Origin of the sequence: Streptomyces sp. S4.7, assembly GCF_010384365.1 — a bacterium.
In the GTDB taxonomy this organism is placed as follows: Bacteria; Actinomycetota; Actinomycetes; order Streptomycetales; family Streptomycetaceae; genus Streptomyces.
On sequence record NZ_CP048397.1, the window covers coordinates 1,485,826 to 1,511,596 of the forward strand.

The 25,771-nt window shown below is 73.7% G+C and carries 20 protein-coding genes and 1 riboswitch; of the genes, 17 read left to right on the forward strand and 3 right to left on the reverse strand.

Going from position 1 to position 25,771, the window contains the following annotated elements; translation table 11 throughout:
- Positions 1-202 precede the first annotated feature (202 nt).
- The 9 genes from SSPS47_RS06590 to cobI all read left to right on the forward strand — a co-directional run bounded on the left by SSPS47_RS06590 (position 203) and on the right by cobI (position 13,450).
- Positions 203-1,462 carry an inorganic phosphate transporter gene (locus SSPS47_RS06590; RefSeq protein ID WP_147872073.1) on the forward strand — a complete coding sequence of 420 codons (1,260 nt, stop codon included), beginning with the start codon at positions 203-205 and terminating at the stop codon, positions 1,460-1,462.
- 22 nt (positions 1,463-1,484) lie between these two features.
- Entirely contained in the window at positions 1,485-1,730 is a 246-nt protein-coding gene (locus SSPS47_RS06595) for a hypothetical protein (RefSeq protein ID WP_164249459.1), read from the forward strand.
- A 147-nt stretch (positions 1,731-1,877) separates the two neighbouring features.
- A riboswitch (cobalamin riboswitch) is annotated at positions 1,878-2,025 on the forward strand.
- Between the two features lie 119 nt (positions 2,026-2,144).
- Positions 2,145-3,131: a cobalamin biosynthesis protein gene (locus SSPS47_RS06600; protein WP_164249461.1), complete on the forward strand. Its 987-nt coding sequence runs from the start codon at positions 2,145-2,147 to the stop codon at positions 3,129-3,131.
- Positions 3,128-4,705, forward strand: coding sequence for a cobyric acid synthase (locus tag SSPS47_RS06605; RefSeq protein ID WP_239064790.1), 1,578 nt, complete (start codon positions 3,128-3,130; stop codon positions 4,703-4,705). The genes SSPS47_RS06600 and SSPS47_RS06605 overlap by 4 nt, the downstream gene beginning before the upstream one ends.
- Positions 4,702-8,409: a cobaltochelatase subunit CobN gene (gene cobN / locus SSPS47_RS06610; protein WP_164249463.1), complete on the forward strand. Its 3,708-nt coding sequence runs from the start codon at positions 4,702-4,704 to the stop codon at positions 8,407-8,409. The genes SSPS47_RS06605 and cobN overlap by 4 nt, the downstream gene beginning before the upstream one ends.
- Positions 8,410-8,485: 76 nt before the next feature.
- Entirely contained in the window at positions 8,486-10,561 is a 2,076-nt protein-coding gene (locus tag SSPS47_RS06615) for a putative cobaltochelatase (protein ID WP_164249465.1), read from the forward strand.
- Positions 10,561-11,160, forward strand: a complete 600-nt coding sequence (gene cobO, locus SSPS47_RS06620) for a cob(I)yrinic acid a,c-diamide adenosyltransferase (protein ID WP_164249467.1) — start codon at positions 10,561-10,563, stop codon at positions 11,158-11,160. The genes SSPS47_RS06615 and cobO overlap by 1 nt, the downstream gene beginning before the upstream one ends.
- Positions 11,161-11,189: 29 nt before the next feature.
- Complete coding sequence (locus SSPS47_RS06625) at positions 11,190-12,680, forward strand: cobyrinate a,c-diamide synthase (RefSeq protein WP_164249469.1); 1,491 nt, start codon at positions 11,190-11,192, stop codon at positions 12,678-12,680.
- Positions 12,677-13,450 (forward strand): precorrin-2 C(20)-methyltransferase, encoded by a 774-nt coding sequence (gene cobI, locus SSPS47_RS06630; protein ID WP_147872086.1) that lies wholly within the window; start codon positions 12,677-12,679, stop codon positions 13,448-13,450. The genes SSPS47_RS06625 and cobI overlap by 4 nt, the downstream gene beginning before the upstream one ends.
- Before the next feature lie 26 nt (positions 13,451-13,476).
- Here cobI and SSPS47_RS06635 read toward each other — a convergent pair whose 3' ends face one another.
- Positions 13,477-14,241 carry a ZIP family metal transporter gene (locus tag SSPS47_RS06635; protein ID WP_147872087.1) on the reverse strand — a complete coding sequence of 255 codons (765 nt, stop codon included), beginning with the start codon at positions 14,239-14,241 and terminating at the stop codon, positions 13,477-13,479.
- Positions 14,242-14,333: 92 nt separating this feature from the next.
- Between SSPS47_RS06635 and cobM the strand changes: the two genes are divergently transcribed.
- Genes cobM through cobC form a run of 6 tightly spaced genes read left to right on the forward strand, consistent with a single transcriptional unit; the run spans position 14,334 to position 20,825 of the window.
- Positions 14,334-15,203 (forward strand): precorrin-4 C(11)-methyltransferase, encoded by an 870-nt coding sequence (gene cobM, locus SSPS47_RS06640; RefSeq protein WP_164249472.1) that lies wholly within the window; start codon positions 14,334-14,336, stop codon positions 15,201-15,203.
- On the forward strand, positions 15,200-16,486 hold the full coding sequence (gene cbiE / locus SSPS47_RS06645; RefSeq protein WP_164249474.1) for a precorrin-6y C5,15-methyltransferase (decarboxylating) subunit CbiE: 1,287 nt from the start codon (positions 15,200-15,202) through the stop codon (positions 16,484-16,486). Before cobM ends, cbiE begins: the two co-directional genes overlap by 4 nt.
- Positions 16,483-18,222, forward strand: coding sequence for a precorrin-3B C(17)-methyltransferase (cobJ, locus tag SSPS47_RS06650; protein WP_164249475.1), 1,740 nt, complete (start codon positions 16,483-16,485; stop codon positions 18,220-18,222). Before cbiE ends, cobJ begins: the two co-directional genes overlap by 4 nt.
- Positions 18,219-18,833, forward strand: coding sequence for a precorrin-8X methylmutase (locus SSPS47_RS06655; protein WP_164249477.1), 615 nt, complete (start codon positions 18,219-18,221; stop codon positions 18,831-18,833). Before cobJ ends, SSPS47_RS06655 begins: the two co-directional genes overlap by 4 nt.
- Entirely contained in the window at positions 18,830-19,768 is a 939-nt protein-coding gene (locus SSPS47_RS06660) for a sirohydrochlorin chelatase (RefSeq protein WP_164249480.1), read from the forward strand. Before SSPS47_RS06655 ends, SSPS47_RS06660 begins: the two co-directional genes overlap by 4 nt.
- Positions 19,752-20,825, forward strand: coding sequence for an Rv2231c family pyridoxal phosphate-dependent protein CobC (gene cobC, locus SSPS47_RS06665; RefSeq protein ID WP_239065224.1), 1,074 nt, complete (start codon positions 19,752-19,754; stop codon positions 20,823-20,825). Before SSPS47_RS06660 ends, cobC begins: the two co-directional genes overlap by 17 nt.
- 443 nt (positions 20,826-21,268) lie before the next feature.
- On the opposite strand, the gene SSPS47_RS06670 is transcribed toward cobC, so the two are convergent.
- Together SSPS47_RS06670 and SSPS47_RS06675 are read right to left on the reverse strand one after the other, a co-directional pair.
- On the reverse strand, positions 21,269-22,192 hold the full coding sequence (locus SSPS47_RS06670; protein WP_164249484.1) for an SCO1860 family LAETG-anchored protein: 924 nt from the start codon (positions 22,190-22,192) through the stop codon (positions 21,269-21,271).
- A gap of 307 nt (positions 22,193-22,499) precedes the next feature.
- Positions 22,500-23,591, reverse strand: coding sequence for an amidohydrolase family protein (locus SSPS47_RS06675; RefSeq protein WP_164249486.1), 1,092 nt, complete (start codon positions 23,589-23,591; stop codon positions 22,500-22,502).
- A gap of 146 nt (positions 23,592-23,737) precedes the next feature.
- Here SSPS47_RS06675 and SSPS47_RS06680 point away from each other — a divergent pair, with 146 nt between their 5' ends.
- Both SSPS47_RS06680 and ectA read left to right on the forward strand, forming a co-directional pair.
- Positions 23,738-24,850 carry an aminotransferase class V-fold PLP-dependent enzyme gene (locus tag SSPS47_RS06680; RefSeq protein WP_164249488.1) on the forward strand — a complete coding sequence of 371 codons (1,113 nt, stop codon included), beginning with the start codon at positions 23,738-23,740 and terminating at the stop codon, positions 24,848-24,850.
- 323 nt (positions 24,851-25,173) lie between these two features.
- A complete protein-coding gene (gene ectA / locus SSPS47_RS06685) occupies positions 25,174-25,767 on the forward strand; it encodes a diaminobutyrate acetyltransferase (protein WP_164249490.1) in 594 nt (197 codons plus the stop codon).
- The last annotated feature ends 4 nt before the right edge of the window (positions 25,768-25,771 follow it).

The window sequence follows — 25,771 nt, forward strand, 5'->3', positions numbered from 1 at the left end:
AACGGGACAGGGGCGGGGCGCCGCACGGGTCGAGCGGAATCCGCGCACGGCCCCCGGCACCGGGAGGTGACACGCCCGTTCACAAGCGGAGCGGCCACACCCTGTTGGGAGTCACCGCAACGCCTGCCTCAGTTCATCTTCCGTTCACTCGGCATCCCTACGTTCCTGAACGGCCACTGACATCAAACGATTGCCTGGGTAAATGGAACACATCACGCTGCTGCTCGCGATCGTGATCGTGACGGCTCTCGTGTTCGATTTCACGAACGGTTTCCACGACACCGCCAACGCGATGGCGACGACCATCTCGACCGGCGCACTGAAACCCAAGACGGCGGTGGCGATGTCCGCCGTGCTCAACCTCGTCGGCGCGTTCCTGTCCGTCGAGGTCGCCAAGACCATCTCCGGCGGGCTCATCAACGAACAGGGCATCCAGACCGAAGTCATCTTCGCGGCGCTCGTCGGCGCCATCCTGTGGAACCTGTTCACCTGGCTGCTCGGCCTTCCGTCGAGCTCCTCCCACGCTCTGTTCGGCGGACTCATCGGCGCCACGCTGATGTCCGTCGGCACCTCCGGCGTCAACGGCGGGGTGGTCGTCACCAAGGTCCTGCTCCCGGCGCTCGCCGCGCCGCTGGTGGCCGGCCTGGCCGCGATGCTTGCCACCCGGCTCACCTACCGCATCGGCCGCAACACGGACGAGAAGGACACGGCGAAGGGCTACCGCGCGGGACAGATCGCGTCGGCCGGCCTCGTCTCCCTCGCCCACGGCACCAACGACGCGCAGAAGACCATGGGTGTCATCACCCTCGCGCTGGTCACCGGCGGCGTCCTCGCCCCCGGCTCCAACCCCCCGATGTGGGTCATCGTCTCCGCCGGTGTCGCGATCGCGCTCGGTACCTACCTCGGCGGCTGGCGCATCATCCGCACCATGGGCAAGGGCCTCACCGACCTCCAGCCGCAGCAGGGCTTCGCCGCCCAGACCAGCGCGGCGACCGTCATCCTCGCCTCCTCCCACCTGGGCTTCTCCCTCTCCACCACGCAGTCCTGCTCCGGCGCGGTGATGGGCGCCGGTCTCGGCCGCAAGGGCGGGGTCGTCCGCTGGTCGACCGCCACCCGGATGTTCATCGCCTGGGGGCTGACCCTGCCGGCCGCCGGTCTCGTCGCCGCGGGCGCCGAGTTCCTGACCGGGCAGGGTCCCTGGGGTGTCGCGGTCACGGCCGCGCTGCTCGTCGGACTGTCGGCGGTCATCTGGCTGGCGTCGCGCCGTCAGCCGGTCGACCACACCAACGTCAACGAGGCGGACGGGCCCACCCCGGCCGAACCCGTGGGTGTCGTGACAGCCGCGATCGCCGCCGTCACCCCGCCCCCCGTGGGCGGCCCGGCGTCGGAGATCTCCGCCACCATCCCGGCCCCGGGTCCCGGGGAACCCACCGCCGAACCGGCCCGGACCGCGACGGTCTGACGAAGCGAAGGACACTTTCAGCATGAACATCGACTGGGCGGCGCTCGGCTCCGTCTTCGGCGTCAGTCTCGTGGCCACCGTCGCGCTGGTGGGTCTGTTCACCCTGGGCATCGTGGGGCTCTCGAAGGGCGCGGCGCCCGCTGAGGGCGCGACGGCCACGGCCGCCGGCCCCACCGGCTCCGCGGCGCTGGCGCGCACCGGCGCGTACGTCTGCTTCGGCCTGTGCCTGGCGGCCGTCTCGTACGGGATCTACATGATCGTCGCCTGACGCGGAGCGACGCGACGCGATCGAGCATCGCCGAGGGGGGTGGCCCGTACCGGGTCGCCCCCCTCGGCCGTGTTCGGGTCCTGCGGGCAGCCCGCGCCGTGTGGGCCTCAGCACACCGCCCCGCCGCAGGTCAAAGCCCGGTTGACGGGGATTCGCACGCGTGGTGGACTGCCGGGGCCAATACGGCGACAGCGAAGAGGAAGCCGGTGCGAATCCGGCGCGGTCCCGCCACTGTGACGGGAGACGGTCATGTCTCCCGGAGCCAGGAACTCTTGTCGCCGCATCACGTCGAACCGGGGCGCGGACCCTGAGTGAGGACATGTCGCCATGCCCGGCTGCGGTACAGCTGTCGCGTCCAGTGCTGTGAGTACGAGACCCCCACGAGCGTCCCGAGGCGTATCGGCGGGCTGAGCGATGCGTGCCGAGTATTCGGCGGGCCGCGAAGTACCGGCCCCGGGAAACGTTTTCGCGTACGGCGCCACCGCCGGTCTGATCGCCGACCGGCTCATCGGCGACCCCCGGCGCGGCCACCCCGTCGCCGGCTTCGGGCGGGCGGCGGGCGCCCTCGAGCGTCTGCTCTGGCACGACCACCGGGGCTGGGGCACGCTGCACGCCGTCGTGTGCGCCGGGGGTGCGGCCGCAGTGGCCGCCCTCGTCTCGCGCGGGCTGCGGGACCGTACCGCCGCCTCCGTCGCCCTGACCGCCGCCGTCACCTGGACCGTGGTCGGCGGTACGTCCCTGGGGCGGGAGGCGCGCGCGGTCGGCGGGGCGCTGGCGGCCGGTGACGTGGAGGTCGCGCGGGAGTGGCTGCCGCGGCTCTGCGGGCGGGACCCGCAGGGCCTGGACGAGCGGCAGATCGCCCGCGCCGTGGTGGAGTCCGTCGCCGAGAACACCTCGGACGCCGTCGTGGGAGCCCTGGTCTGGGGCGCGTTCGGCGGGGTGCCGGGGCTGGTCGCGTTCCGCGCCGTCAACACGCTGGACGCGATGGTCGGGCACCGTTCGCCGCGCCATCTGCGCTTCGGCTGGGCGTCGGCGCGGCTCGACGACGTGGCGGGCTGGCCCGGAGCCCGGCTGACGGCGGCGCTGGCGGCGGTGGCGGGCGGCGCGCCCGCGCGGGCGCTCGGCGTGGTGAGGCGCGACGCGGGCCGCCATCCGAGTCCCAACGCGGGCCCCGTGGAAGCGGCGTTCGCGGGCGCGCTGGGCGTACGGCTCGGCGGCACCCTCGCGTACGGCGGACGGGTCGAACACCGGCCGGTCCTGGGCGGCGGCGGACGGCCGGTCGAGGTGGCCGACATCGAGCGGGCGGTCCGGCTGTCGCACCGCGTCGGCGCGCTCGCGCTCGGCGTCTGCGTGGCCGGACGGCTGCTGGCCGGCAACCACCTGAAGAGGAGGGCCCGATGAACGGGGATCCGATGAGCGGCGGGCGCGGGCGCGGCGGCGGGCTGCTCGTCGCGGGCACCACCTCCGACGCCGGCAAGAGCGTCGTCACGGCGGGCATCTGCCGCTGGCTCGTACGCCGGGGCGTGAAAGTGGCGCCCTTCAAGGGACAGAACATGTCGCTGAATTCGTTCGTGACGCGCGAGGGCGCCGAGATCGGCCGGGCGCAGGCGATGCAGGCACAGGCGGCGCGCGTCGAGCCGACGGCGCTGATGAATCCCGTCCTGCTCAAGCCGGGCAGCGACCGCAGCAGTCAAGTGGTGCTGATGGGACGGCCGGTGGGCGAGCTGAGCGCCCGCGGCTACCACGGGGACGGCGCGGGCCCCGGCCGCCAGGAGACGCTGCTCGGCACCGTCGTGGACTGTCTGGAGGAGCTGCGGAGCACGTACGACGCGGTGATCTGCGAGGGCGCCGGCAGCCCGGCCGAGATCAATCTGCGGCGTACCGACATCGTCAACATGGGCGTCGCGCGGGCGGCCCGGCTGCCGGTCGTCGTGGTCGGCGACATCGACAGGGGCGGCGTCTTCGCGTCCTTCTTCGGTACGACGGCGCTGCTGAGCCCCGAGGATCAGGCGCTGGTCGCCGGTTATCTCGTCAACAAGTTCCGCGGCGACGTGTCGTTGCTGGAGCCGGGCCTGGAGATGCTGCGCGGACTCACCGGCCGCGCCACGTACGGCGTGCTGCCCTTCCGGCACGGTCTGGGCATCGACGAGGAGGACGGCCTGCGGGTCTCCCTGCGCGGCGCCGTACGCGAGTCGGTGGTGGCTCCCGCGTACGGAGAGGAGGTCCTGCGGGTCGCCGTCTGCGCGGTGCCGCTGATGTCCAACTTCACCGACGTGGACGCGCTGGCGGCCGAACCGGGCGTCGTGGTGCGGTTCGTGGACCGCCCCGACGAGATCACCGACGCGGACCTGGTGATCGTCCCCGGTACGCGCGGCACGGTCCGCGCGCTGGCCTGGCTGCGCGAGCGCGGTCTCGCCGACGCGCTGCTGCGGCGCGCCGCCGAGGGCCGCCCGGTCCTCGGTGTCTGCGGCGGCTACCAACTCCTCGGCGAGCACATCGAGGACGAGGTGGAGTCCCGCGCGGGCTCCGTGGCCGGACTGGGACTGCTGCCCGTACGCGTCGAGTTCGCCCGTGAGAAGACCCTGGCACGGCCCGTCGGCGAGGCGCTGGGCGAGCGTGTCGAGGGTTACGAGATCCACCACGGCGTCGCCTCCGTGGAAGGCGGTGACCCGTTCCTTCTCGACAGCGGCGGACGCCGCCTCGACGGGTGCCGCTCGGGCCAGGTGTGGGGTACGCACTGGCACGGGTCACTGGAGAGCGACGGCTTCCGGCGCGCCTTCCTGCGCGCCGTGGCCACGGCGGCGGGGCGCCGTTTCGTACCCGCCCCCGACACCTCGTTCGCCACTCTGCGCGAGGAGCAGCTCGACCTCCTCGGCGATCTGATCGAAGAACACGCGGACACGGACGCGCTGCTGCGGCTGATCGAGTCGGGCGCCCCGTCAGGACTTCCCTTCATCGCACCTGGAGCGCCATGACCACCGCGCCTGCCGACAGCCCCTCCCCGACCGTGCTGTTGCTGTCCACCGCCGATACGGATCTGCTGGCGGCCCGTGCCTCGGGCGCCCCGTATCTCATCGGCAACCCGACCCGGGTCGATGCCACCGACGACCTGCCCGCGCTGATCGCCGGCGCGCGGATCGCCGTCGTACGCCTGCTCGGCGGCAAGCGTGCCTGGGAGGACGGTCTCGCGGTGCTCGCCGCGTCCGGCGTCCCGACCGTGCTGCTGGGCGGGGAGTCGCTGCCGGACGCGGAGCTGATGGCCGACTCGTCGGTGCCCGCCGGTGTGGTGGCCGAGGCGCTGCGCTATCTGGTCGAGGGCGGGCCGGAGAATCTGGCGGAACTGGCGCGGTTCCTCTGCGACACCGTCCTGCTCACCGGCGAGGGGTTCGACGCGCCGCGCGCGATGCCCGAGTGGGGCGTGCACGGCGAGCGCGCCTCGGTGGAAGGGCGGCCCACGGTCGCGGTCCTCTTCTACCGCGCGCACCACCTCTCCGGGAACACCTCCTTCGTGGACGTGCTGTGCGACCGGATCGAGGAGCGGGGCGCCAACGCCCTCCCCCTCTACTGCGGTTCGCTCCGGGGCGCCGATCCCGCCCTGTACGAGCGGCTCGGCTCGGCGGACGCGCTGATCGCGACCGTCCTCGCCGCGGGCGGCACGCGCGCGTCGGACGCGTCGGCGGGCGGCGACGACGAGGCGTGGGACATCGGGGCGCTGGCCGATCTCGACGTGCCCGTCCTGCAAGGGCTCTGTCTGACGTCGTCGCGGGCGGCCTGGGACGCGTCGGACGCCGCGCTGTCCCCCATGGACGCGGCGATGCAGGTCGCGATCCCGGAGTTCGACGGGCGGCTGATCACGGTCCCGTTCTCCTTCAAGGAGGAGGGCCCGGACGGGGTCCCCGTGTACGTCGCCGACGCCGAGCGGGCCGGCCGGGTCGCCGGGATCGCGGTGCGGCACGCGCGCCTCGCGCACAAGCCGAACGGGCGCAAGAAGCTTGCCGTGGTCTTCACGGCGTACCCGACGAAGCACTCACGCGTGGGCAACGCGGTCGGTCTCGACACCCCCGCGTCCGCGGTACGGGTGCTGGACGCCCTGCGCGACGCCGGTTACGCGGTGGGGGACGGCGCGGACGCGCACCCCGACAAAGGTGACGAGCTGATCCACCGGCTCATCAACGCCGGTGGCCACGACGTGGAGTGGCTGACGGAGGAGCAGTTGGCGGTGGCGCCCGCGCGGGTGCCGCTGGCCGACTACCGCGCCTGGTTCGACAGGCTGGAGCCGGGGCTGCGCGCGAGCATGCTGGAGCACTGGGGCGAGCCGCCGGGCTCGCTGTACGTGGACGGCGACGACATCGTGCTGGCGTCGCTGCGGTTCGGGAACGTCGTGGTGATGATCCAGCCGCCGCGCGGCTTCGGCGAGAACCCGATCGCGATCTACCACGACCCGGACATGCCGCCGTCGCACCACTACATGGCGGCGTACCGCTGGCTGGAGACGGCGGCCGGGGAGAACGGCTTCGGCGCGGACGCGATCATCCACATGGGCAAGCACGGCACGATGGAGTGGCTGCCCGGCAAGGGGCTCGGGCTGTCGGCGGGCTGCGGCCCGGACGCGGTGCTCGGCGAACTGCCGCTGATCTACCCGTTCATCGTCAACGACCCGGGCGAGGGCACCCAGGCCAAGCGGCGCGGCCACGCCACCGTCGTGGACCATCTGGTGCCGCCGATGGCGCGCGCCGACACCTACGGGGACCTGGCGAAGCTGGAGCAACTGCTCGACGAGTACGCACTGGTCAGCGATCTCGACCCGGCGAAGGCACCGACCGTCCGGGCGCAGATCTGGACGCTCGTCAAGGCCGCGGAGCTGCACCACGACCTGCATGTGGACGAGCAGCCGGAGGACGACGACTTCGACTCGTTCGTCATGCACGTCGACGGCTACCTGTGTGAGATCAAGGACGTCCAGATCAGGGACGGTCTGCACATCCTCGGCGGCGGCCCGCGGGGGGAGGCCCGCGTCAACCTGGTGCTCGCCGTGCTGCGTGCCTCGCAGGTGTGGGGCGGCGAGGCGAACGCGCTGCCGGGTCTGCGGGCGGCGCTCGCCGAGCACTTCGGCCTGGTCGAGAAGGAGTTGCTGGGCGAGCCCGGCGCGCCGGTGAAGGTGCCGGTGGAGCTGACGGACCTGGTCACGGGTCCGTCCAGGTCGGCGGCCGACGCGATCGATCTGCTGGAGCAGCTGTGCCGGCGGCTCGCGGAGGGCATGGAGGAGCGCGGCTGGGAGCTGTCGGCGGCGGCGCCGCTGGCCGGGGAGGTGCTGGGGCACGAACTGCCGTCGGCGGTGGCCGTGCTGGGCTTCGCCTGTACGGAGGTGGTGCCGAGGCTGGCCCGTACGACGGACGAGATCGGCAACATCCTGCGCGCGCTGGACGGCGGTTTCGTCCCTGCGGGACCGTCCGGGTCGCCGACGCGCGGGCTGGTGAACGTGCTGCCGACGGGCCGTAACTTCTACTCCGTCGACCCCAAGGCCATTCCGTCGCGGCTCTCCTGGGAGGTCGGGCAGTCGCTCGCCGACTCACTGGTGGCCCGGTACCTGGCCGACACGGGCGCCTATCCGGCGTCGGTGGGGCTGACCGTGTGGGGCACGTCCGCGATGCGCACCCAGGGCGACGACATCGCCGAGATCCTTGCGCTGCTGGGCTGCCGGCCGGTGTGGGACGACGCGTCGCGGCGGGTCAGCGGCTTCGAGATCGTGCCCCTGGCGGAGCTGGGACGGCCCCGGATCGATGTGACGGTGCGGATCTCGGGCTTCTTCCGGGACGCCTTCCCGCATGTGGTGGGGCTGATCGACGACGCCGTACGGGCGGTGGCCGAGCTGGACGAGCCCGCCGGGTCCAACTACGTGCGGGCGCACGCGGATCAGGACACGGCCGAGCACGGCGACCGGCGCAGGGCGACGGCGCGGATCTTCGGGTCGAAGCCGGGCGCGTACGGGGCGGGTCTGCTGCCGCTGATCGACGCGCGGAACTGGCGGTCGGACGCGGATCTGGCCGAGGTGTACGCGGTGTGGGGCGGCTACGCGTACGGGCGCGGGCTCGACGGGCGGGCGGCGCGCGGCGACATGGAGACGGCGTTCCGGCGGATCAAGGTCGCGGCGAAGAACGTCGACACGCGGGAGCACGATCTGGTCGACGCGGACGACTACTTCCAGTACCACGGCGGAATGGTCGCGATGGTGCGGCATCTGACGGGTGAGTCGCCCGAGGCGTACGTGGGTGACAGCGCGACCCCGGACCAGATCAGGACACGCACGCTGGGCGAGGAGACGCACCGGGTGTTCCGGGCGCGGGTGGTCAACCCGCGCTGGATGGCGGCGATGCGGCGGCACGGCTACAAGGGCGCGTTCGAGATGGCCGCGACCGTCGACTACCTCTTCGGCTACGACGCGACGGCCGGGGTCGTGGACGACTGGATGTACGAGAAGTTGTCTGCGGAGTACGTCTTCGCGCCGGAGAACCAGGAGTTCATGCGGCGCTCCAACCCCTGGGCGCTGCGCGGGATCACGGAGCGGCTGCTGGAGGCGGCGGAGCGCGGGCTGTGGGCGGAGCCGGACGAGCGGACGCTGGAGCGGCTGCGGGCGACGTATCTGGAGCTGGAGGGCGATCTGGAGGGCGGCGGCGAATGACCGCGGTCCCGGGCGCCGGAGCCAGCCGCCGAACGCCGGACGCGCCGAACACGCCGACCCATGCCATGGAGGCACTGTGAGTACGCCATACCCCTTCACCGCGATCGTCGGACAGGACGATCTGCGGCTCGCGCTGCTGCTCAACGCCGTCTCCCCCGCCGTGGGCGGGGTTCTGGTGCGCGGCGAGAAGGGCACCGCGAAGAGCACGGCCGTGCGCGCCCTCTCGGTGCTCATACCGGAGGTGTCCGTCGTCGTCGGATGCCGGTTCTCGTGCGATCCGGGGGCTCCCGACCCGGCGTGCCCCGACGGGCCGCACGAGGGCGGCGGCGGGGCGGCACGGCCCGCGCGGATGGTCGAACTGCCCGTCGGCGCCTCCGAGGACCGGCTCGTCGGAGCGCTCGACATCGAGCGGGCACTGGCCGAGGGCGTGAAGGCGTTCGAGCCGGGGCTCCTCGCCGACGCGCACCGGGGCGTGCTGTACGTCGACGAGGTCAACCTCCTCCACGACCATCTGGTGGACCTTCTGTTGGACGCCGCCGCGATGGGCGCCTCCTACGTGGAGCGTGAAGGGGTCTCCGTACGGCACGCCTCCCGCTTCCTGCTCGTCGGGACGATGAACCCCGAGGAGGGCGAGCTGCGGCCGCAGTTGCTCGACCGGTTCGGACTGACCGTCGAGGTCGCCGCGTCGCGCGAGCCGGATCTGCGGGTCGAGGTCGTACGGCGGCGGCTCGCGTACGACGACGACCCCGCCGGATTCGCCGCACGGTGGGCCGAGGAGGAGAACGCGCTGCGGGCGCTCATCGTGGCCGCGCGGGCGCTGCTGCCCGAGGTACGCCTCGGGGACGCGGCGCTGCGGCAGATCGCGGCGACGTGCGCCGCGTTCGAGGTGGACGGCATGCGGGCCGACATCGTGATGGCGCGGACGGCCACGACGCTCGCCGCGTGGGCGGGCCGCACGGTGGTGCTGGCCGAGGACGTGCGGCAGGCGGCACTGCTGGCGCTCCCCCACCGCAGGCGCCGCAACCCCTTCGACGCGCCGGGCCTGGACGAGGAGAAGCTGGACGACACGCTGGAGGAGTCCGGCGGCGGGGACGCGGGGGACAACGAGAGCGGGGGCGACCGGGACGACTCCCCGGACGACGATCCGGACCCGGACGGACCGGGGGGCGGCGGGCAGCCATCGCAGGACGGACCACCCGAGGCTCCGCGCAACTCCCCCGCCCGGCCGGAGCCGGCCGAGGGTGACGAGGCGGGCGACGAGGCGGGACCGCCGCCGGGATCCGGCGGCGGTGAGCGGTCCGCCGTACGGTCCGCCGAGCCCTTCCGTACGAAGGTACTCAGCGTGCCCGGTCTCGGTGAGGGCGCGGCGGGGCGCCGTTCACGGGCCCGTACCGACCACGGCCGTACGACAGGGGCCCGGCGGCCCCGGGGGACGCTCACCAAGCTGCACCTGGCCGCCACCGTCCTGGCCGCCGCCCCGCACCAGCGCGCGCGCGGGCGTTCGGGGCGGGGGCTGGTGGTGCGGCGCGACGATCTGCGGCAGGCGGCCCGCGAGGGGCGCGAGGGCAATCTGGTGCTGTTCGTGGTGGACGCCTCCGGCTCGATGGCGGCGCGGCAGCGCATGTCGGCCGTGAAGGGCGCGGTGCTGTCGCTGCTGCTGGACGCGTACCAGCGGCGCGACAAGGTCGGTCTGGTCACCTTCCGTGGGAGGGACGCCACGGTGGCGCTGCCGCCGACCTCGTCGGTCGACGCGGCGGCCGCACGGCTGGAAACGCTGCCCACGGGCGGGCGCACCCCGCTGTCCGCCGGGCTCATGAAGGCGCACGACGTCCTGCGGGTGGAGCGGATGCGTGATCCCGCGCGGCGCCCGCTGCTCGTCGTGGTCACGGACGGGCGGGCGACGGGCGGACCGGACCCGGTGGCGCTCGGTGGGCGCGCGGCGCGGCTGCACGCCGCCGAGGGCACGGCGTCGGTGGTCGTGGACTGCGAGTCGGGGCCGGTACGGCTCGGGCTGGCGGCGGCGCTCGCGGGCGATCTGGGCGGCGCCGCCGTCACGCTCGACGAGCTGCGCGCGGACAGCGTCGCCGACCTGGTCAGGGACGTGCAGGGCGCTGTACGGGACGCACGGGGTTCACACAGGAGGGTTGCCTGATGCCGCAGGGACAGCCGGCCGTCGTGCCGGACGACGGGCTCACCACCCGGCAGCGCCGCAACCGCCCCCTGGTCGTGGTCCACACGGGCATCGGCAAGGGCAAGTCGACGGCGGCGTTCGGGCTCGCGCTGCGCGGCTGGACGCAGGGGTGGCCGATCGGGGTGTTCCAGTTCGTCAAGTCCGCGAAGTGGAAGGTCGGCGAGGAGCACGCGCTGAAGGTGCTGGGGGCGAGCGGCGAGGGCGGTTCGGTCGCCTGGCACAAGATGGGCGAGGGCTGGTCCTGGGTGCAGCGCGACCGGCAGCTGTCCAACGAGGACGCGGCGCGTGAGGGCTGGGAGCAGGTCAAGCGGGACCTGGCGGCGCAGACGTACCGGCTCTACGTGCTGGACGAGTTCGCGTATCCGATGCACTGGGGCTGGGTGGACACCGACGAGGTGGTGCGGGTCCTGCGGGAGCGGCCGGGGACACAGCATGTCGTGATCACCGGGCGGAACGCACCGGATGCGTTGGTCGAACTGGCCGATCTGGTCACGGACATGACGAAGGTCAAGCATCCGATGGACGCGGGGCAGAAGGGTCAGAGGGGCATCGAGTGGTGAACGTGGCCCCGGTTTCCCCCAGTTCGCGGGTGACGGTGCCACGGCTCGTCATCGCCGCGCCGGCCTCCGGCAGCGGCAAGACCACGGTCGCCACCGGGCTGATGGCGCTCCTCACCGCGCGCGGCCTCGCCGTGTCGCCGCACAAGGTCGGGCCCGACTACATCGACGCGGGCTATCACGCCCTGGCCACGGGGCGGCCGGGCCGGAACCTCGACGCGTATCTGTGCGGTACGGAGCTGATCGGCCCGCTCTTCGCGCACGGCGCCTCGGGCTGCGACCTGGCCGTGGTCGAGGGCGTGATGGGGCTGTACGACGGCGCCGCCGGGCAGGGCGAACTCGCTTCCACCGCGCAGGTGGCGAAGCTGCTGCGGGCGCCGGTGGTGCTCGTCGTGGACGCGTCGTCGCAGTCCCGGTCGGTGGCGGCCCTGGTGCACGGGTTCGCGTCGTGGGACCCGGAGGTGCGGATCGGCGGGGTGATCCTCAACAAGGTCGGGTCCGACCGGCACGAGGAGTTGCTGCGCGAGGCGCTGGACGAATCGGGGGTGCCGGTGCTCGGGGTGCTGCGGCGCGCGGCCGAGATCGAGACGCCGTCGCGGCACCTGGGGCTGGTGCCGGTCTCCGAGCGGCGGGAGGACGCGGTCGCGGTGGTGCGGGGGCTGGCGGAGCGGGTGCGGGTGGGGTGTGACGTGGAGGGGTTGCTCGCGTTGGCGCGCAGTGCGCCTTCTTTGGAGGTGGGGGTGTGGGATGCGGGGGGCGCGGTGCGGGGGGTGGGGGGTGGCGCCTGCGGCGGGCCTGTTCCCCTACCCGCCCCTTCCCGAAACCGGGGTTCCGCCCCGGGCCCCGCTCCTCAAACGCCGGAGAGGCCGCGAAGCGCGCCTCAAACGCCGGAGAGGCTGGATATCTCGCCGGAGGGGTTGACTGTGCCCGTGGTCGCTGTCGCCGGTGGGGCCGCCTTCACCTTCTCGTACGCCGAGCATGCCGAGCTGCTGCGCGCCGCCGGTGCCGAGGTCGTCGTCTTCGATCCCCTGCGGGACGAGCGGCTGCCGGCCGGCACACGGGGGTTGGTCATCGGTGGTGGCTTCCCCGAGGTGTACGCCGCCGAGTTGGGCGCCAATGAGCCCCTCCGTAAGGAGGCCGCCGAACTGGCCCGCTCCGGCGCCCCCGTGGCCGCCGAGTGCGCCGGGCTGCTCTATCTGGCGCGGTCGCTCGACGGTGCGCCGATGTGCGGCGTGCTCGACGCCGACGCGCGGATGTCGCGGCGGCTGACGCTCGGTTACCGGGAGGCGGTCGCCGTCGGGGACAGCGTCCTGGCGGCGGCCGGGACCCGGCTGCGGGGACACGAGTTCCACCGGACGGTGCTGGAGCCGGGCGCCGGGCCGGCGCCCGCGTGGGGGCTGGTGCGGCCCGAGCGCCGGGTGGAGGGGTTCGTACAGCGGGGGGTGCACGCCAGCTATCTGCATACGCACTGGGCGGCGGCGCCCGGTATGGCACGGAGGTTCGTCGAAAGGTGCGTGGCATGAGCGGCAACGGTCCGGCGGGCGGCAGACTCGTCGGGGTCGGCGTGGGGCCCGGAGACCCCGAGCTGGTGACGGTGAAGGGCGTGCGGTGCCTGCGGGAGGCCGATGTCGTCGTCGTCCCGGTGATGGCGGCGGCCGACGGCACGGACGGCGGGGAGCCCGGCCGGGCCGAGGCGACCGTGCTGCACCACGTCGGCGCCGGGAGCGTCGTACGGATCGTCTTCGCGCTCAACGAGCGCGCGGACCGTGCCCGCCGTGAGGCCGCCTGGGACGCGGCGGGCCGGCGCGTCGCCGAGCTGCTGCGCGCGCACCCGCACGGCAGTGTGGCGTTCGCGACGATCGGCGACCCGAACGTCTATTCGACCTTCACCTATCTCGCGCAGACGATCGGTGAGCTGGTGCCGGGGACGGTCGTGGAGACCGTTCCGGGGATCACCGCCATGCAGGACCTCGCGGCCCGCGGCGAGGTCGTACTGGCCGAGGGGACCGAGCCGTTGACGCTGGTGCCGGTGACGGCGGGCGCCTCCGTACTGAAGGACGCGCTGGACGGCCCCGGCACGGTCGTGGCGTACAAGTTCGGGCGGCTGGCGGGGGAGGTCGCCACTGCGCTGCGGGAGACCGGCCGTACACAGGGCGCGGTGTGGGGGTCGGCGCTCGGGCTGCCGGAGGAGTCGATCCGGCCCGCGTCGGAGCTGGAGCGGGGGCCGTTGCCGTACCTCTCGACGCTCATCGCGCCCGCGCGGCGTGACGGCGGGCGCGGGGGCAAGCTGTGAGTACGTCTCGCACCGGCCGGGCAGGGTCAGCCGGCCAGCGCCACCACCAGCCAGATGAACGCCACGCCGCCCACGGTGCACAGCAGTGTGGACAGCGCCGGGTGCTCGTGGTGCGCCTCGGGAAGAATCTCGGCGGCGGCCAGATACAGCAGCGCGCCGCCGAAGAAGCCGAGGTAGCTGCCGAGAAGTTCCTCCGGAAGGGTGAACAGCAGCGTGGAGGCGGCGCCGACGACGGGCGCGACCGCGTCGGCGAAGAGCATCGCGAAGGCTCTGCGGCGGTCGTTCCCGTAGAGGCTGGTGAGCGTGTACGTGTTGAATCCGTCGGCGAAGTCGTGGGTGATGACGGCGAGCGCGACGGTCGCGCCCATGCCGCCGCCGACCTGGAACGCGGCGCCGAGCGCGATGCCGTCCATCAGGCTGTGGAGAACCATGGCGGCCGCCGCCGTCAGTCCCACCTCGGGCGCACGCTCCATCTTTCCGGCGGCCGCCCCGTGACCGTGGGGTCCCGCGCCGTCCGGGGCGCCGTGCGCGGCCCGGCGTACGGCCAGCAGCCGCTCCACGACGTGCGCGAAGAGGAATCCGCCGACGAACAGCAGCAGCGCGCGGTGTACGCCGAGGAAGTCCTCGCCGGCCACCTCCATGGCCTCGGGCAGCAGTTCGAGGCCGACCACGCCGAGCATCAGCCCGCCGGCCAGACCGAGCACCAGATGGCGGCGGTCGGTGACGCGCTGCGCCGTCCAGCCGCCGAAGAGCGTCATGAGGAACGCGCCGAGCGCGACGAACACCGCCATGGGCCCTTGCTAGCCGATCGGGCCCCCGGTCCGCACGTTCATGTTCACCCCTTCCGCTCCCCCGCCCCGTTGACCCGCGAGGACCGCCGCTCATGACCGACACCGAAGCCCCGACCTCGACCGGCGCCGGCACCACCGCCGGCAAGGTGACCTTCGTCGGGGCGGGCCCCGGCGCCGCCGACCTGCTGACCTTCCGTGCCGCGCGCGCCATCGCCGCCGCCGACGTCGTCATCTGGGCGGCGAGCCTGGTGCAGGCCGAGGTGCTCGGCCACGCGCGCGAGGGGGCCGAGATCCTCGACTCGGCGGCGCTCTCCCTGGAGGACGTCGTCGCCGTGTACGAACGTGCGGTGCGCGACGGACTGAAGGTCGCCCGGATCCACTCGGGCGACCCGGCCCTGTGGGGCGGTACGCAGGAGCAGCTCGACCGCTGCGACGCGCTCGGTCTGGCGGTGGAGATCGTGCCGGGGGTCTCGTCGTTCTCGGCGGTCGCCGCCGTCGCGGGGCGGGAGTTGACGATTCCTCAGGTCGCGCAGTCGGTGATCCTGACCCGGCTGGGCGGCGGGAAGACGCCGATGCCGCCCGGTGAGGAGGTGCGGGAGTTCGCACGGCACGGCACCACGATGGCGGTGTTCCTGTCGGCCGCGCGGTCGGGTCAGCTCACCCAGGAGCTTCTGGAGGGCGGCTATCCGACGTCGACCCCGGTCGTCGTCGCCCATCAGGTCACCTGGCCCGAGGAGCTGCTCGTGAGCTGCACCCTCGGCACGCTGGAGGAGACCGTCAAGGAGCACAGGCTCTGGAAGCACACGCTGTTCCTGGTGGGGCCCGCGCTGTCCGCGTCGGGGACCCGCTCGCACCTCTACCACCCGGGACACTTCCACGGCTTCCGGCGGGCCGACCCGGCCGCCCGCAAGGCTCTGCGCGAGTCCCTGCGCGAGGAGCGGGCCCGGGGCGCCGCGCGGTGATCACGGTCATCGGTACGGGGACGGGGACGCCGCTCAGCGCGGACTCCCTGCGCGCGCTGTCGGAGGCGGCGCTGGTCGTCGGCGGGCGACGGCATCTCAAGGAGGCCGCGGCCGAGGCCGGGCTGCCCGAGCGGATCTCCCGGGTGGTGCTCGGGCCGCTGGCGCCGGCGCTGGACGTGATCGCCCGGCACCACGCCGATGAGGGCGCCGGCCGCGTCGTGGTGCTGGCCTCGGGCGATCCGGGGCTGTTCGGGATCGTCAGGGCGCTGGCCGGCCGCTTCGGGCCCGGGACCCTGGACGTACGGCCCGCCGCCCCGTCGGTCGCGGTGGCGTTCGCCAGGGTCGGCCTGCCGTGGGACGACGCGGTCGTCGTCAGCGCCCACGGACGCGACCTCCGTACGGTGGTGAACGTCTGCCGCGCGCATCCCAAGGTCGCCGTACTGACCGGCCCCGGAGCGGGGCCGGCCGAACTCGGCGCGGCGCTCGCGGACACCGGGCTTCGGCGCACGCTCGTCGTCGCGTCGGCGCTGGGCGACCCGGACGGCGAGCGGGTCGAGCACGTGTCACCCGCCGACGCGGCGGAACGCGCGTGGCCGGAGCCGCTCAGTGTGGTGCTCTGCCTGGACGAAACGCGGGCGGCGGCACACGCCCCGGCGCCGCGCACGCTGGCCGGTCGCGGGCCGGGGCCGGCCCGCTGGGCCCTGGGCGAGGAGGAGTTCGCGCACCGCGACTCGATGATCACCAAGTTCGAGGTGCGTGCGCTGGCACTGGCCAGGCTCGGGCCGAGGACGGGCGACCTGGTGTGGGACGTCGGCGCGGGCTCGGGGTCGGTGGCCGTGGAGTGCGCGCGGTTCGGCGCGGCGGCGGTCGCGGTGGAGAAGTCGTCCGACGGCGTCGGACGGGTCCGCGCGAACGCCCTCGCACACGGTGTGGACGTCCAGACGGTGCACGGGTCCGCGCCCGCGGCACTGGACGAACTGCCCGATCCGGACGCCGTGTTCGTCGGTGGCGGGGGCCGTGAGCTGCCCGCGATCGTGACGGCGTGCGCGCGCCGGGCGCGCCGGACGGTCGTGGTGTCGCTCGCCGCGCTGGACCGGGTGGGGGCGGTGCGGGAAGCACTGTCGTCGGCCGGGTTCGCGACAGGTGGCGTTCTGCTGCACTCCTCGCGGCTCACGCCGCTGCCCGGCGAGGTGACCCGGCTCGCGGGCACCAACCCCGTCTTCCTGCTGTGGGGCGACCGCCCCCCGGCGGATCTCCGTCCACCGCAAGGAGCGACCCAGTGATCGGCCTGATCTCCGCCACCGCGGCGGGCACTTCGGCCCGCGACCGCCTGGCCGCGGCCTGGCCCGGCCGCACCCGCGTCTACGACGGCCCGGTGCGCGAGGCGGTGGAGCGCGCGTTCGCCGAGTGCGAGCAGTTGGTGTGCTTCCTGGCCACGGGGGCGACGGTACGGCTGCTGGCCCCGCTCCTGACCGACAAGGCGTCGGACCCGGGCGTCGTGTGCGTGGACGAGGCGGGCCGCTACGCGGTGTCGCTCCTCGGCGGCCACGGCGGCGGGGCCAACTCCCTGGCGACGGAGGTCGCCTCGGTCCTCGCCGCGGCCCCGGTGATCACGACGGCGACGGACGCCACGGGCATCCCCGGCCTCGACACACTGGGCCTCCCCACGGAGGGCGCGGTGGCGACGGTGACCCGCGCGATCCTCGACGGCACCCCGGTACCACTGCACGCGGACGCGGTGTGGCCCCTGCCCCCGCTCCCCCCGAACGTGCTGCGGGACGGGCGACTCGGCGGCGGCGCCGGCGGGCCCGGCGGCCCCGGGCCTCGGCTGTTCGTCACCGATCGGGTCGTGGATCTCGGGGCGGCGGATGTCGTGGTCCGGCCGCCGTCGCTCGTCGTCGGGGTCGGGGCCAGCCGGGGCGTCGGGGTCGACGAGGTGTACGGGCTCGTTCGGGACGTGCTGCGGGACGCCGGGCTCTCCGTGCTCAGCGTCGTGGAGTTGGCGACCGTCGACGCCAAGGCGGACGAGCCCGGCATCGTCGGGGTGGCCGGCCGGCTCGGGGTGCCCCTGCGGACGTATCCGGCGGACGTGCTGGCCGCGATCACCGTGCCCAACCCGTCCGACGCCCCGCTCGCCGCCGTCGGTACCCCGTCGGTCGCCGAGGCCGCCGCGCTCGCCGCCGGGCGCGGGGGTGAACTCCTTGTACCGAAGCGGAAGTCCGGCCCCGAGGGGCGCGCGGCGATGGCGACGTGTGCCGTCGCGCGCCGCGCGCCGCGCGGGCGGCTCGCCGTCGTCGGGCTCGGCCCCGGCGCGCGGGACCTGCTGACGCCGCGCGCGACGGCCGAGCTGCGGCGCGCCTCGGTGCTCGTCGGGCTCGACCAGTACGTCGACCAGATCCGGGACCTGCTGCGCCCCGGCACCCGCGTCATCGAGTCGGGGCTCGGGCGCGAGGAGGAGCGGGCCCGTACGGCGGTGACCGAGGCGCGGGCGGGCCACGCGGTGGCCCTCGTCGGCAGCGGCGACGCGGGCGTGTACGCCATGGCGTCCCCCGCGCTCGCCGAGGCGGCCGACGACATCGAGGTGGTCGGCGTACCGGGCGTGACGGCCGCGCTGGCCGCCGCCGCGATACTCGGCGCGCCCCTCGGGCACGATCACGTCTCGATCAGCCTCAGCGACCTGCACACTCCGTGGGAGGTCATCGAACGCCGCGTCCGCGCGGCGGCCGAGGCCGACATCGTGGTGACCTTCTACAACCCGCGCAGCCGGGGCCGGGACTGGCAACTGCCCAAGGCGCTCGCCCTGCTGGCGGAGCACCGTACCGCGACGACACCCGTCGGCGTCGTACGCAACGCCTCCCGCCCCGACGGCACCAGCCACCTCACCACGCTCGCCCGGCTCGATCCGGCGACGGTGGACATGATGACGGTGGTGACGGTGGGCAACACGGCCACGCGTGAGATCGCGGGCCGCATGGTGACGCCACGGGGCTACCGGTGGCAGTCGGAAGGAGCCCGGTGAACCAGCGGGAGCGCGTCGTCCACCCCATCGAGGAGGAGTCGTTCCGCAGGCTGCGCGCCCGCGTCGAGACCTCGCACCTCGCGCCGCTGACCCGCGCGGTCGTGGAGCGTGTCGTCCACTCGGCGGCCGATCCGGCGTATGTGACCGATCTCGTCTGCGACGAGGCCACGCTGGCCGCCGCGCACGGCGTGCTGCACGCGGGCGCGCCGGTCGTCGCCGATGTGGAGATGGTCGCCGCCGGGATCACCCGTCGCACCGCGGTCTGCCGTCTCAAGGAGGCGGTGTCGGGCCCTGGACTGACCCGTTCCGCGCACGCGGTGCGCCTGGCGTACGAGCAGGTGGGGCCGGGCGCGATCTGGGTGATCGGCTGCGCCCCCACCGCACTTGAGGAGCTGCTGCTCCTGGACGCCGCGCCCGCGCTCGTGATCGGGCTGCCGGTCGGCTTCGTCGGCGCCGTCGAGTCGAAGGCGGCGCTGCGCGAGAGCGGGCTGCCGTCGGTGTCCAACCTCTCGGAGAAGGGCGGCTCCGCCGTGGCCGCCGCCGCGCTCAACGCCCTGCTCTACCACCCGTACGACCCGCCCCATCACCAGCTCGCCAAGGAGAACGCGTGACCACCCCCGGACCCGCACTGCTCATCGCCGGCCACGGCACCAGGGACACGGGGGGCGCCGAGGCCTTCCGGGAGTTCGTACGGGAGCTGGGCAGGCGCCACCCCGAACTGCCCGTCGCGGGCGGCTTCATCGAGCTCTCCGCACCGCCGATCGGCGACGCCGTGTCCGAACTCGTCGAGCGGGGCGTCACCCGGTTCGCGGCGGTCCCGCTGATGCTGGTGTCCGCCGGGCACGCCAAGGGCGACATACCGGCCGCGCTGAAGCGCGAGAAGGAGCGGCACCCGGGCATCTCGTACACCTACGGCCGTCCGCTGGGCCCGCACCCCGCTCTGCTGACGGTCCTCGAACGCCGTCTGGAGGAGGCGCTCGCGCAATCGGCGGGTTACGACGGCGACAGGTCGGAGGTGACCGTCCTGCTCGTGGGGCGCGGCTCGACCGACCCGGACGCCAACGCGGAGGTGCTGAAGGCGGCGCGGCTTCTTTGGGAGGGTCGCGGTTACGCGGGTGTGGAGACGGCGTTCGTGTCGCTGGCCGCGCCGGACGTGCCGAGCGGGCTCGACCGCTGCGTACGGCTCGGGGCGCGCCGGATCGTGGTCCTGCCGTACTTCCTGTTCGCCGGGATCCTGCCGGAGCGCGTGGTGCGCCAGACACGGGAGTGGGCGGCGGCCCATCCGCGGACCGAGGTGGCGTCGGCCGATGTGGTGGGGCCGACCGACGAGTTGCTGGATCTGGTCATGGAGCGCTACCGCGAGGCGGTCCGGGGCGATCTGCGGATGAACTGCGACTCGTGCGTCTACCGCATCGCGCTGCCGGGCTTCGAGGACAAGGTGGGGGCTCCGCAGCAGCCGCACTTCCACCCGGACGACGACGGTCACGACCATGGGCACGGTCACGGCCGTCACCACGGTCACGGCAGTCATGCGCACGCGCACTGACGCCCCGGCGCCCCGGCACGACCTGCGTCACCACGGCGACGCCGAAGTACGGGACGACGGAGCGGAGTTGACCGATCTCGCGGTCAACGTCCGCCCCGGCACTCCCCCGGAGTGGCTGCGCGAGCGGATCGCCGCGTCGCTCACCGGTCTCGCGGCCTATCCGGACGGGCGGGCCGCGCGCTCCGCCGTCGCGGCGCGGCACGGGCTGCCGGTGGAGCGGGTGCTGTTGACGGCGGGCGTCGCGGAGGCGTTCGTGCTGCTCGCCCGCGCTCTCGGGGCGCGCCGCCCCGTCGTGGTGCATCCGCAGTTCACGGAGCCGGAGGCGGCGCTGCTCGGCGCCGGGCACACCGTGCGGCGGGTCCTGCTCGACGCGGACGACGACTTCCGGCTGGACCCGGCGGCCGTGCCCGAGGACGCGGACCTGGTGGTCGTCGGCAATCCGACGAACCCGACGTCCGTGCTGCATCCGGCCGACGACCTCCTACGACTGGCGCGTCCGGGGCGGACGCTGGTCGTGGACGAGGCGTTCATGGACGCGGTGCCCGGGGAGCCCGAGGCGCTGGCCGGTCGCCGCCACGTGCCGGGGCTCGTGGTGCTGCGCAGCCTGACCAAGACGTGGGGGCTCGCCGGTCTGCGGATCGGCTACGCGCTGGCGGATCCGGCGACGGTCGCGGCCCTCGCGGCGGCCCAGCCGCTGTGGCCCGTCTCGACGCCCGCGCTGGCCGCCGCGGAGGCCTGCGTGACGCCCGCCGCGCTCGCGGAGGCGGAGTCGGCGGCACGGCGTACGGCGGCGGAACGGGCCCATCTGCTGGCCGGGCTCGCCGCGTTCGACGGGGTGCGCGCCGTCGAGCCGGCGGCGGGGCCCTTCGTCCTCGTGACGACGGAGTCGGCCACGGCCGTACGGGAGCGGCTGCGCGCGCTGGGCTTCGCGGCACGGCGCGGTGACACGTTTCCGGGGCTCGGACCGCGGTGGCTGCGGATCGCGGTGCGGGACCGGGCGACGACGGACCGTTTCCTGCGGGCGCTGGACCGGGCGCTGTCGGAGGCCCGCGACTGAGGGTGGCCGCCGCGCGCCCGGACGAACGGGCGGTACGGCTCGGTCCGGCCGCCGCGCCGGCGCCGACGCGGTACCGGGCCCTCCGGCTCGCTCCGGGCACGCCCACCGTGTCGTCGACCGCCGCTCGGCGGGCCGACGACATCACGGCCGGGCCCACCGGCCGCGCTGCGCCCGGTTGCCGGACGCCGGACGGGACCAGGGCCTGTCTTTCAAAGTCCCGCCTGGCCCGCGACGCCCGGCACGGCAACGCTCCCCCGTAGCCCCCGAGGGGGCACGGGAGGTGCCCCCCCTGCGTCGTCGGAGTCGGCCAAGTACGACCGGTTCGATCACAACAGCGATGCACCGCGCCGTCCGCCCGCGGGCCCGGCCCCGCGGGCGGACGGCGCCACTTCGAAGACAGGCATGCCGTAGGCCCGTCCGGCCCCGGGGAGACGCGCGCCGGCTCAGCTCCTGCCGCGCGCCCGCACCAGCGTTAGCGAGCCGCCGCCCAAGGCGAGCAGCAGCACGGCTCCACCCGCCAGATACGGCGTCGTGGAACTGCCGCCCGTCTCGGCCAGGTTTTCGGCGACCGGCTCACCGGCGGTCTGCGGTACGACGCCTTCCTTCTCCGGTTGCGGCTGCTGCTTCACCGGTGCGGTGGGCGCCTCGCAGGTGGCCCGCGCGAGTGTGACGGTGCCCTGGACGTCGGCGACGTTCAGCCTGAGCGGGTTAACCGCGACCCGCAGTTCCAGCGCGGTCGCCGCGGCCGTACGGGACGTGGTCCGTGTCTGCGACAGGTCGAGCGTCACCTCACCGACGCCCGGCACCTCGACCCGGGTCGGCCCGCCCGCGGACAGCGTGACCTTCTTACCGAGGACGGTGACGGCGCCGAGCAGGTTGGATTCGGCGACCGGCTTCCCGCCCGCCTCGCAGACCGCCTTGGAGGTGACTTCCCGCACCTCGATGAGCGACAGCAGCGGCAGCCCCGGCACATGCACCTTGGCGTGCGCGATGTTGGCGTACCCCTCGGCCTTCCGCTCGTCGACGGTGGCCCGCGCGGTGGCGACGTCGGCGCGCAGCACGGTGAACGGCCTGCCGCGGTCGACCCCGTCGAGCTCGACGGTCAGCGCGGTCCTGTCCGCGTCGGCCGGGGCCTGCACCTCGTTGAGCGCCGCGCGCAGCGGCACCTGGACCGACTTGTTGAGCAGGGACACGTCGAGGCCGGTCCGCAGAACGACCGCGCTCGCCCTGCCCTTTCCGCCGTCCGCCCCGGTTCCTCCGGTGGCCTGCGCCGGGGCGGCGAGCACGACGGGCCCCGCCACCAGGGCCGCGGCGGCGGCCAGCGCGGCGGAACGGCGCGCGGGCATGCGGAAGACATTGCTGTTCAAGATGGTGGAACCCCCACAGAGATTTGACGTCGCCGACCGGCCGGCACGGGGACACGTGGGCGGCGGGTGACGACCGAGACACCGGAATCCTTACGCACCGAGAGTGAACAGGCGGACACCTGAGGTGAGTTCACTCCAAAGTGGGATTTCCGCGTCACCGTTCGAATCGGCGGGTACGGGCGTTCCTCCGGGCCACCCGCACGGGGGGTGTGGAGTCGTGGGGGAGCCGGTTCCGGCAGGCGTACGTGGGGCGTACGGCGGGCGCCGTACCGTCAACGCGGCAACCGCGGCACCGCGGCTCCCGGCCTCAGCCCACGACCCGCCCGTTCAGCACGATCCGCCGCGGCTCCGCCAGCACCCGTACATCCACCCTGGGGTCCTCGTCGAACACCACCAGATCGGCCGGAGCGCCCTCCTCGAGGCCCGGACGGCCCAGCCAGGCCCTCGCATTCCACGCCGTCGCCGACAGGGCCTCCAGCGGCGGAATACCGGCTTTCACCAACTCGGCGACCTCGTCGGCCACCAGACCGTGCGCCAGGGAGCCGCCGGCGTCGGTGCCGACGAAGACCGGGATCCCCGCGTCGTACGCGTCGCGGACCGTGTCGTAACGCCGCGCGTGCAGCCGCCGCATATGGGCCGACCAGCGCGGGTACTTGCCCTCGCCGCCGGCGGCGAGGTCCGGAAAGGTGGCGATGTTGACCAGCGTCGGGACGATCGCGACACCGCGCTCGGCGAAGAGCGGGATCAACTCGTCGGTGAGGCCCGTCGCGTGCTCGACGCAGTCGATCCCGGCCTCGACCAGATCGCGCAGCGCGACGTCGGCGAAGCAGTGCGCCGTCACCCGGGCGCCGAGCCGGTGCGCCTCGGCGATCGCCGCCCCGACCTCGGCGCGCGGCCAGCACGCGGTCAGGTCGCCCGCCTCGCGGTCTATCCAGTCGCCGACGAGCTTGACCCAGCCGTCGCCGCGCACGGCCTCGCGGGCGACGAAGGCGACGAGGTCGCCCGGCTCGATCTCATGGGCGAAGTTACGGATGTAGCGGCGGGTGCGCGCGATGTGCCTGCCGGCCCTGATGATCTTCGGCAGGTCCTCACGGTCGTCGATCCAGCGGGTGTCCGACGGCGAGCCCGCGTCCCTCAGAAGGAGGGTGCCGGCATCCCGGTCCGTGAGGGCCTGCTTCTCGCTCGTCGCCTCGTCCACCGGTCCATGGGTGTCCAGGCCGACATGGCAGTGGGCGTCGACCAGACCGGGCACGGCCCAGCCGCGCACCGTCCGGACGTCACGCGCGCCGGAGGGGCGTTCGTAGCTCGTCCGCCCGTCCACGACCCACAGCTCGTCCCTGACGTCGTCAGGGCCCACGAGCACACGCCCCTTCACATGCAGCACCGCGCGATCACTCATGGCCGAACTGTACGAGGCGCTGAGTACCCTCGACGAGGGAGTGCCCGAACACCGTTCGAGCGGCATGCGGGGCGCTCCCCGTTCATCGCCGAACACGCCGGCTCGCCGCCGAGCACATCCGTCCGATCCGAAGAGAGCACACCTCCGTGACCCACCCGCTGCTGGACCTCGCCCCCCTCACCCCCGCACGTTTCGCGGCCGTCGAACGACGGGTCGCCGCACTGCTCGACACCGAACAGGACGTCGTGATCACCCAGGGCGAGGCGCTGCTTCCTCTGGAGGGCTGCGTCCGTGGCGGCGCCCGCGCCGGCTCGACCGCGCTGAACGTCGTCACCGGTCCGTACGGCCAGACCTTCGGCGACTGGCTCCGCGACTGCGGCGCCACCGTCGTCGACCTGGAGGTGCCCTTCCACGCCGCGGCCGGTGCCGAGCAGGTCGAGCGGGCGCTGGCGGAGCATCCGGAGATCGACTTCGTGTCGCTGGTCCACGCGGAGGCGGCCACCGGCAACACCAACCCCGTGGCGGAGATCGGCGAGGCGGTGCGGGCCCACGGGGCCCTGTTCATGCTGGACGCCGTCGCGTCCGTCGCGGCCGAGCCGCTGCTCCCGGACGCCTGGGGCGTCGACCTGTGCGTGATCGGCGCGCAGAAGGCCATGGGCGGCCCGGCCGGGGTCTCCGCCGTGTCGGTGAGCGCCCGCGCGTGGGAGCGGCTGGCCGCGAACCCGGGGGCGCCGCGCCGCTCGTACCTCTCGCTCCTCGACTGGAAGGAGCGCTGGATCGACACCGGCCGCAAGGCCCTGCCGCACGCCCCCGCCCAGCTGGAGATGCTGGCCCTGGACGCGTGCCTGGAGCGCATCGAGAGTGAGGGGCTCGTCACCCGGATGGCGGCGCACGCGTCGGCCGCCGCGGCCACCCGCGCGGGCGCTCTCGCACTCGGCGGCGGCCTTGAGCCGTTCGTGTACTCCGTGCGGGACGCGGCGCCGGTGGCGACCACGCTGCGCACCCCGGCCGGCGTGGACGCCGCGGCGCTGGTCACCGAGGCCCTTGCGGCCGATTCCTCGCTGCCGCTGATCGCCGGCGGCGGGGCGCTGTCCAAGGAGATGATCCGGGTCAACCACTACGGCTCCGACGCCACCCGTGGCGCGGTGCGGGCCTCGCTCGGGGCCCTGGGGGCCGCGCTCGCCGGGGCGGGGGTGCCGGTGGATCTCGCGGCGGCCGAGAAGGCAGTGTCCGACAGTTGGCCCGCCGACGCATCCTGAAATCAACGCCGGCATTAATTGGGAATACGGGAATGCATTCTGCTCCACGCAGCTTCCCGTATTCGTCTGCCCGCTTTTTTTGATCCTAAACACCAAGGTTTCAACAACGGCCACAGCGTAATTCCGGTGCAGGTCGAGAGCGTTACGCATATGTGACCGAGTACACAAGCGCGTCCGACTTGCCCGAAACCTCCTGGTCAAACCAGCACAGATCACCCCTCTGCCATGTCGGCGCACACGCCCGCGTGATAACACAGATCAGGTCACCGCCCAACCCCTGCTGACGATGCGATTTCGGAATTAGCTCGGTAAATTAAATAGACATGACTGCCGCCCAAGCAGACCTTGCAGGTGTCCGAAGTGAATTCACGCGATCCTTCCGGATCGACGCCCCACGAGTGGAGGACGGGGCCGCGATCTGGCGCATCGCCCGCGACTCCGAGGTACTCGACCTGAACTCCTCGTACAGCTATCTGCTGTGGTGTCGTGACTTCGCCGCGACGTCCGTCGTGGCCCGCGACACCCGCAGCGTCGCCTCCTGCGACACCGACACGGGCTCCGGCCCGGGTGTCGGCTCGGACGGGGCTCCCATCGCCTTCGTCACGGGCTACATCAGGCCCGAGCGTCCCGAGGCCCTGGTCGTCTGGCAGGTGGCCGTCGACCGTGCCCACCGCGGCAAGGGCCTCGCCGGGACCCTGCTGGACGCACTCACCCGGCGGGTCACCGAGGAGCAGGGGATCACCTCTGTCGAGACGACCGTCACGCCCGACAACATCGCGTCGGACCGTATGTTCCACGCCTACTGCGAGCGTCATGGCGCGACCCTGGAGCGCGAAGTGCTCTTCGACGGGGGACTCTTCCCCGACGAGGGGCACCAGCCCGAGGTGCTGTACCGGATCGGCCCGCTCACGACCTGAGCGA

Coding starts and splice junctions, on each gene's coding strand:
- SSPS47_RS06590 (WP_147872073.1), top strand. CDS start 203: ATGGAACACATCACGCTGCTGCTCGCGATCGTGATCGTGACGGCTCTC.
- SSPS47_RS06595 (WP_164249459.1), top strand. CDS start 1,485: ATGAACATCGACTGGGCGGCGCTCGGCTCCGTCTTCGGCGTCAGTCTC.
- SSPS47_RS06600 (WP_164249461.1), top strand. CDS start 2,145: ATGCGTGCCGAGTATTCGGCGGGCCGCGAAGTACCGGCCCCGGGAAAC.
- SSPS47_RS06605 (WP_239064790.1), top strand. CDS start 3,128: ATGAACGGGGATCCGATGAGCGGCGGGCGCGGGCGCGGCGGCGGGCTG.
- cobN (WP_164249463.1), top strand. CDS start 4,702: ATGACCACCGCGCCTGCCGACAGCCCCTCCCCGACCGTGCTGTTGCTG.
- cobO (WP_164249467.1), top strand. CDS start 10,561: ATGCCGCAGGGACAGCCGGCCGTCGTGCCGGACGACGGGCTCACCACC.
- cobI (WP_147872086.1), top strand. CDS start 12,677: ATGAGCGGCAACGGTCCGGCGGGCGGCAGACTCGTCGGGGTCGGCGTG.
- SSPS47_RS06635 (WP_147872087.1), bottom strand. CDS start 14,241: ATGGCGGTGTTCGTCGCGCTCGGCGCGTTCCTCATGACGCTCTTCGGC.
- cobM (WP_164249472.1), top strand. CDS start 14,334: ATGACCGACACCGAAGCCCCGACCTCGACCGGCGCCGGCACCACCGCC.
- cobC (WP_239065224.1), top strand. CDS start 19,752: ATGCGCACGCGCACTGACGCCCCGGCGCCCCGGCACGACCTGCGTCAC.
- SSPS47_RS06675 (WP_164249486.1), bottom strand. CDS start 23,591: ATGAGTGATCGCGCGGTGCTGCATGTGAAGGGGCGTGTGCTCGTGGGC.
- ectA (WP_164249490.1), top strand. CDS start 25,174: ATGACTGCCGCCCAAGCAGACCTTGCAGGTGTCCGAAGTGAATTCACG.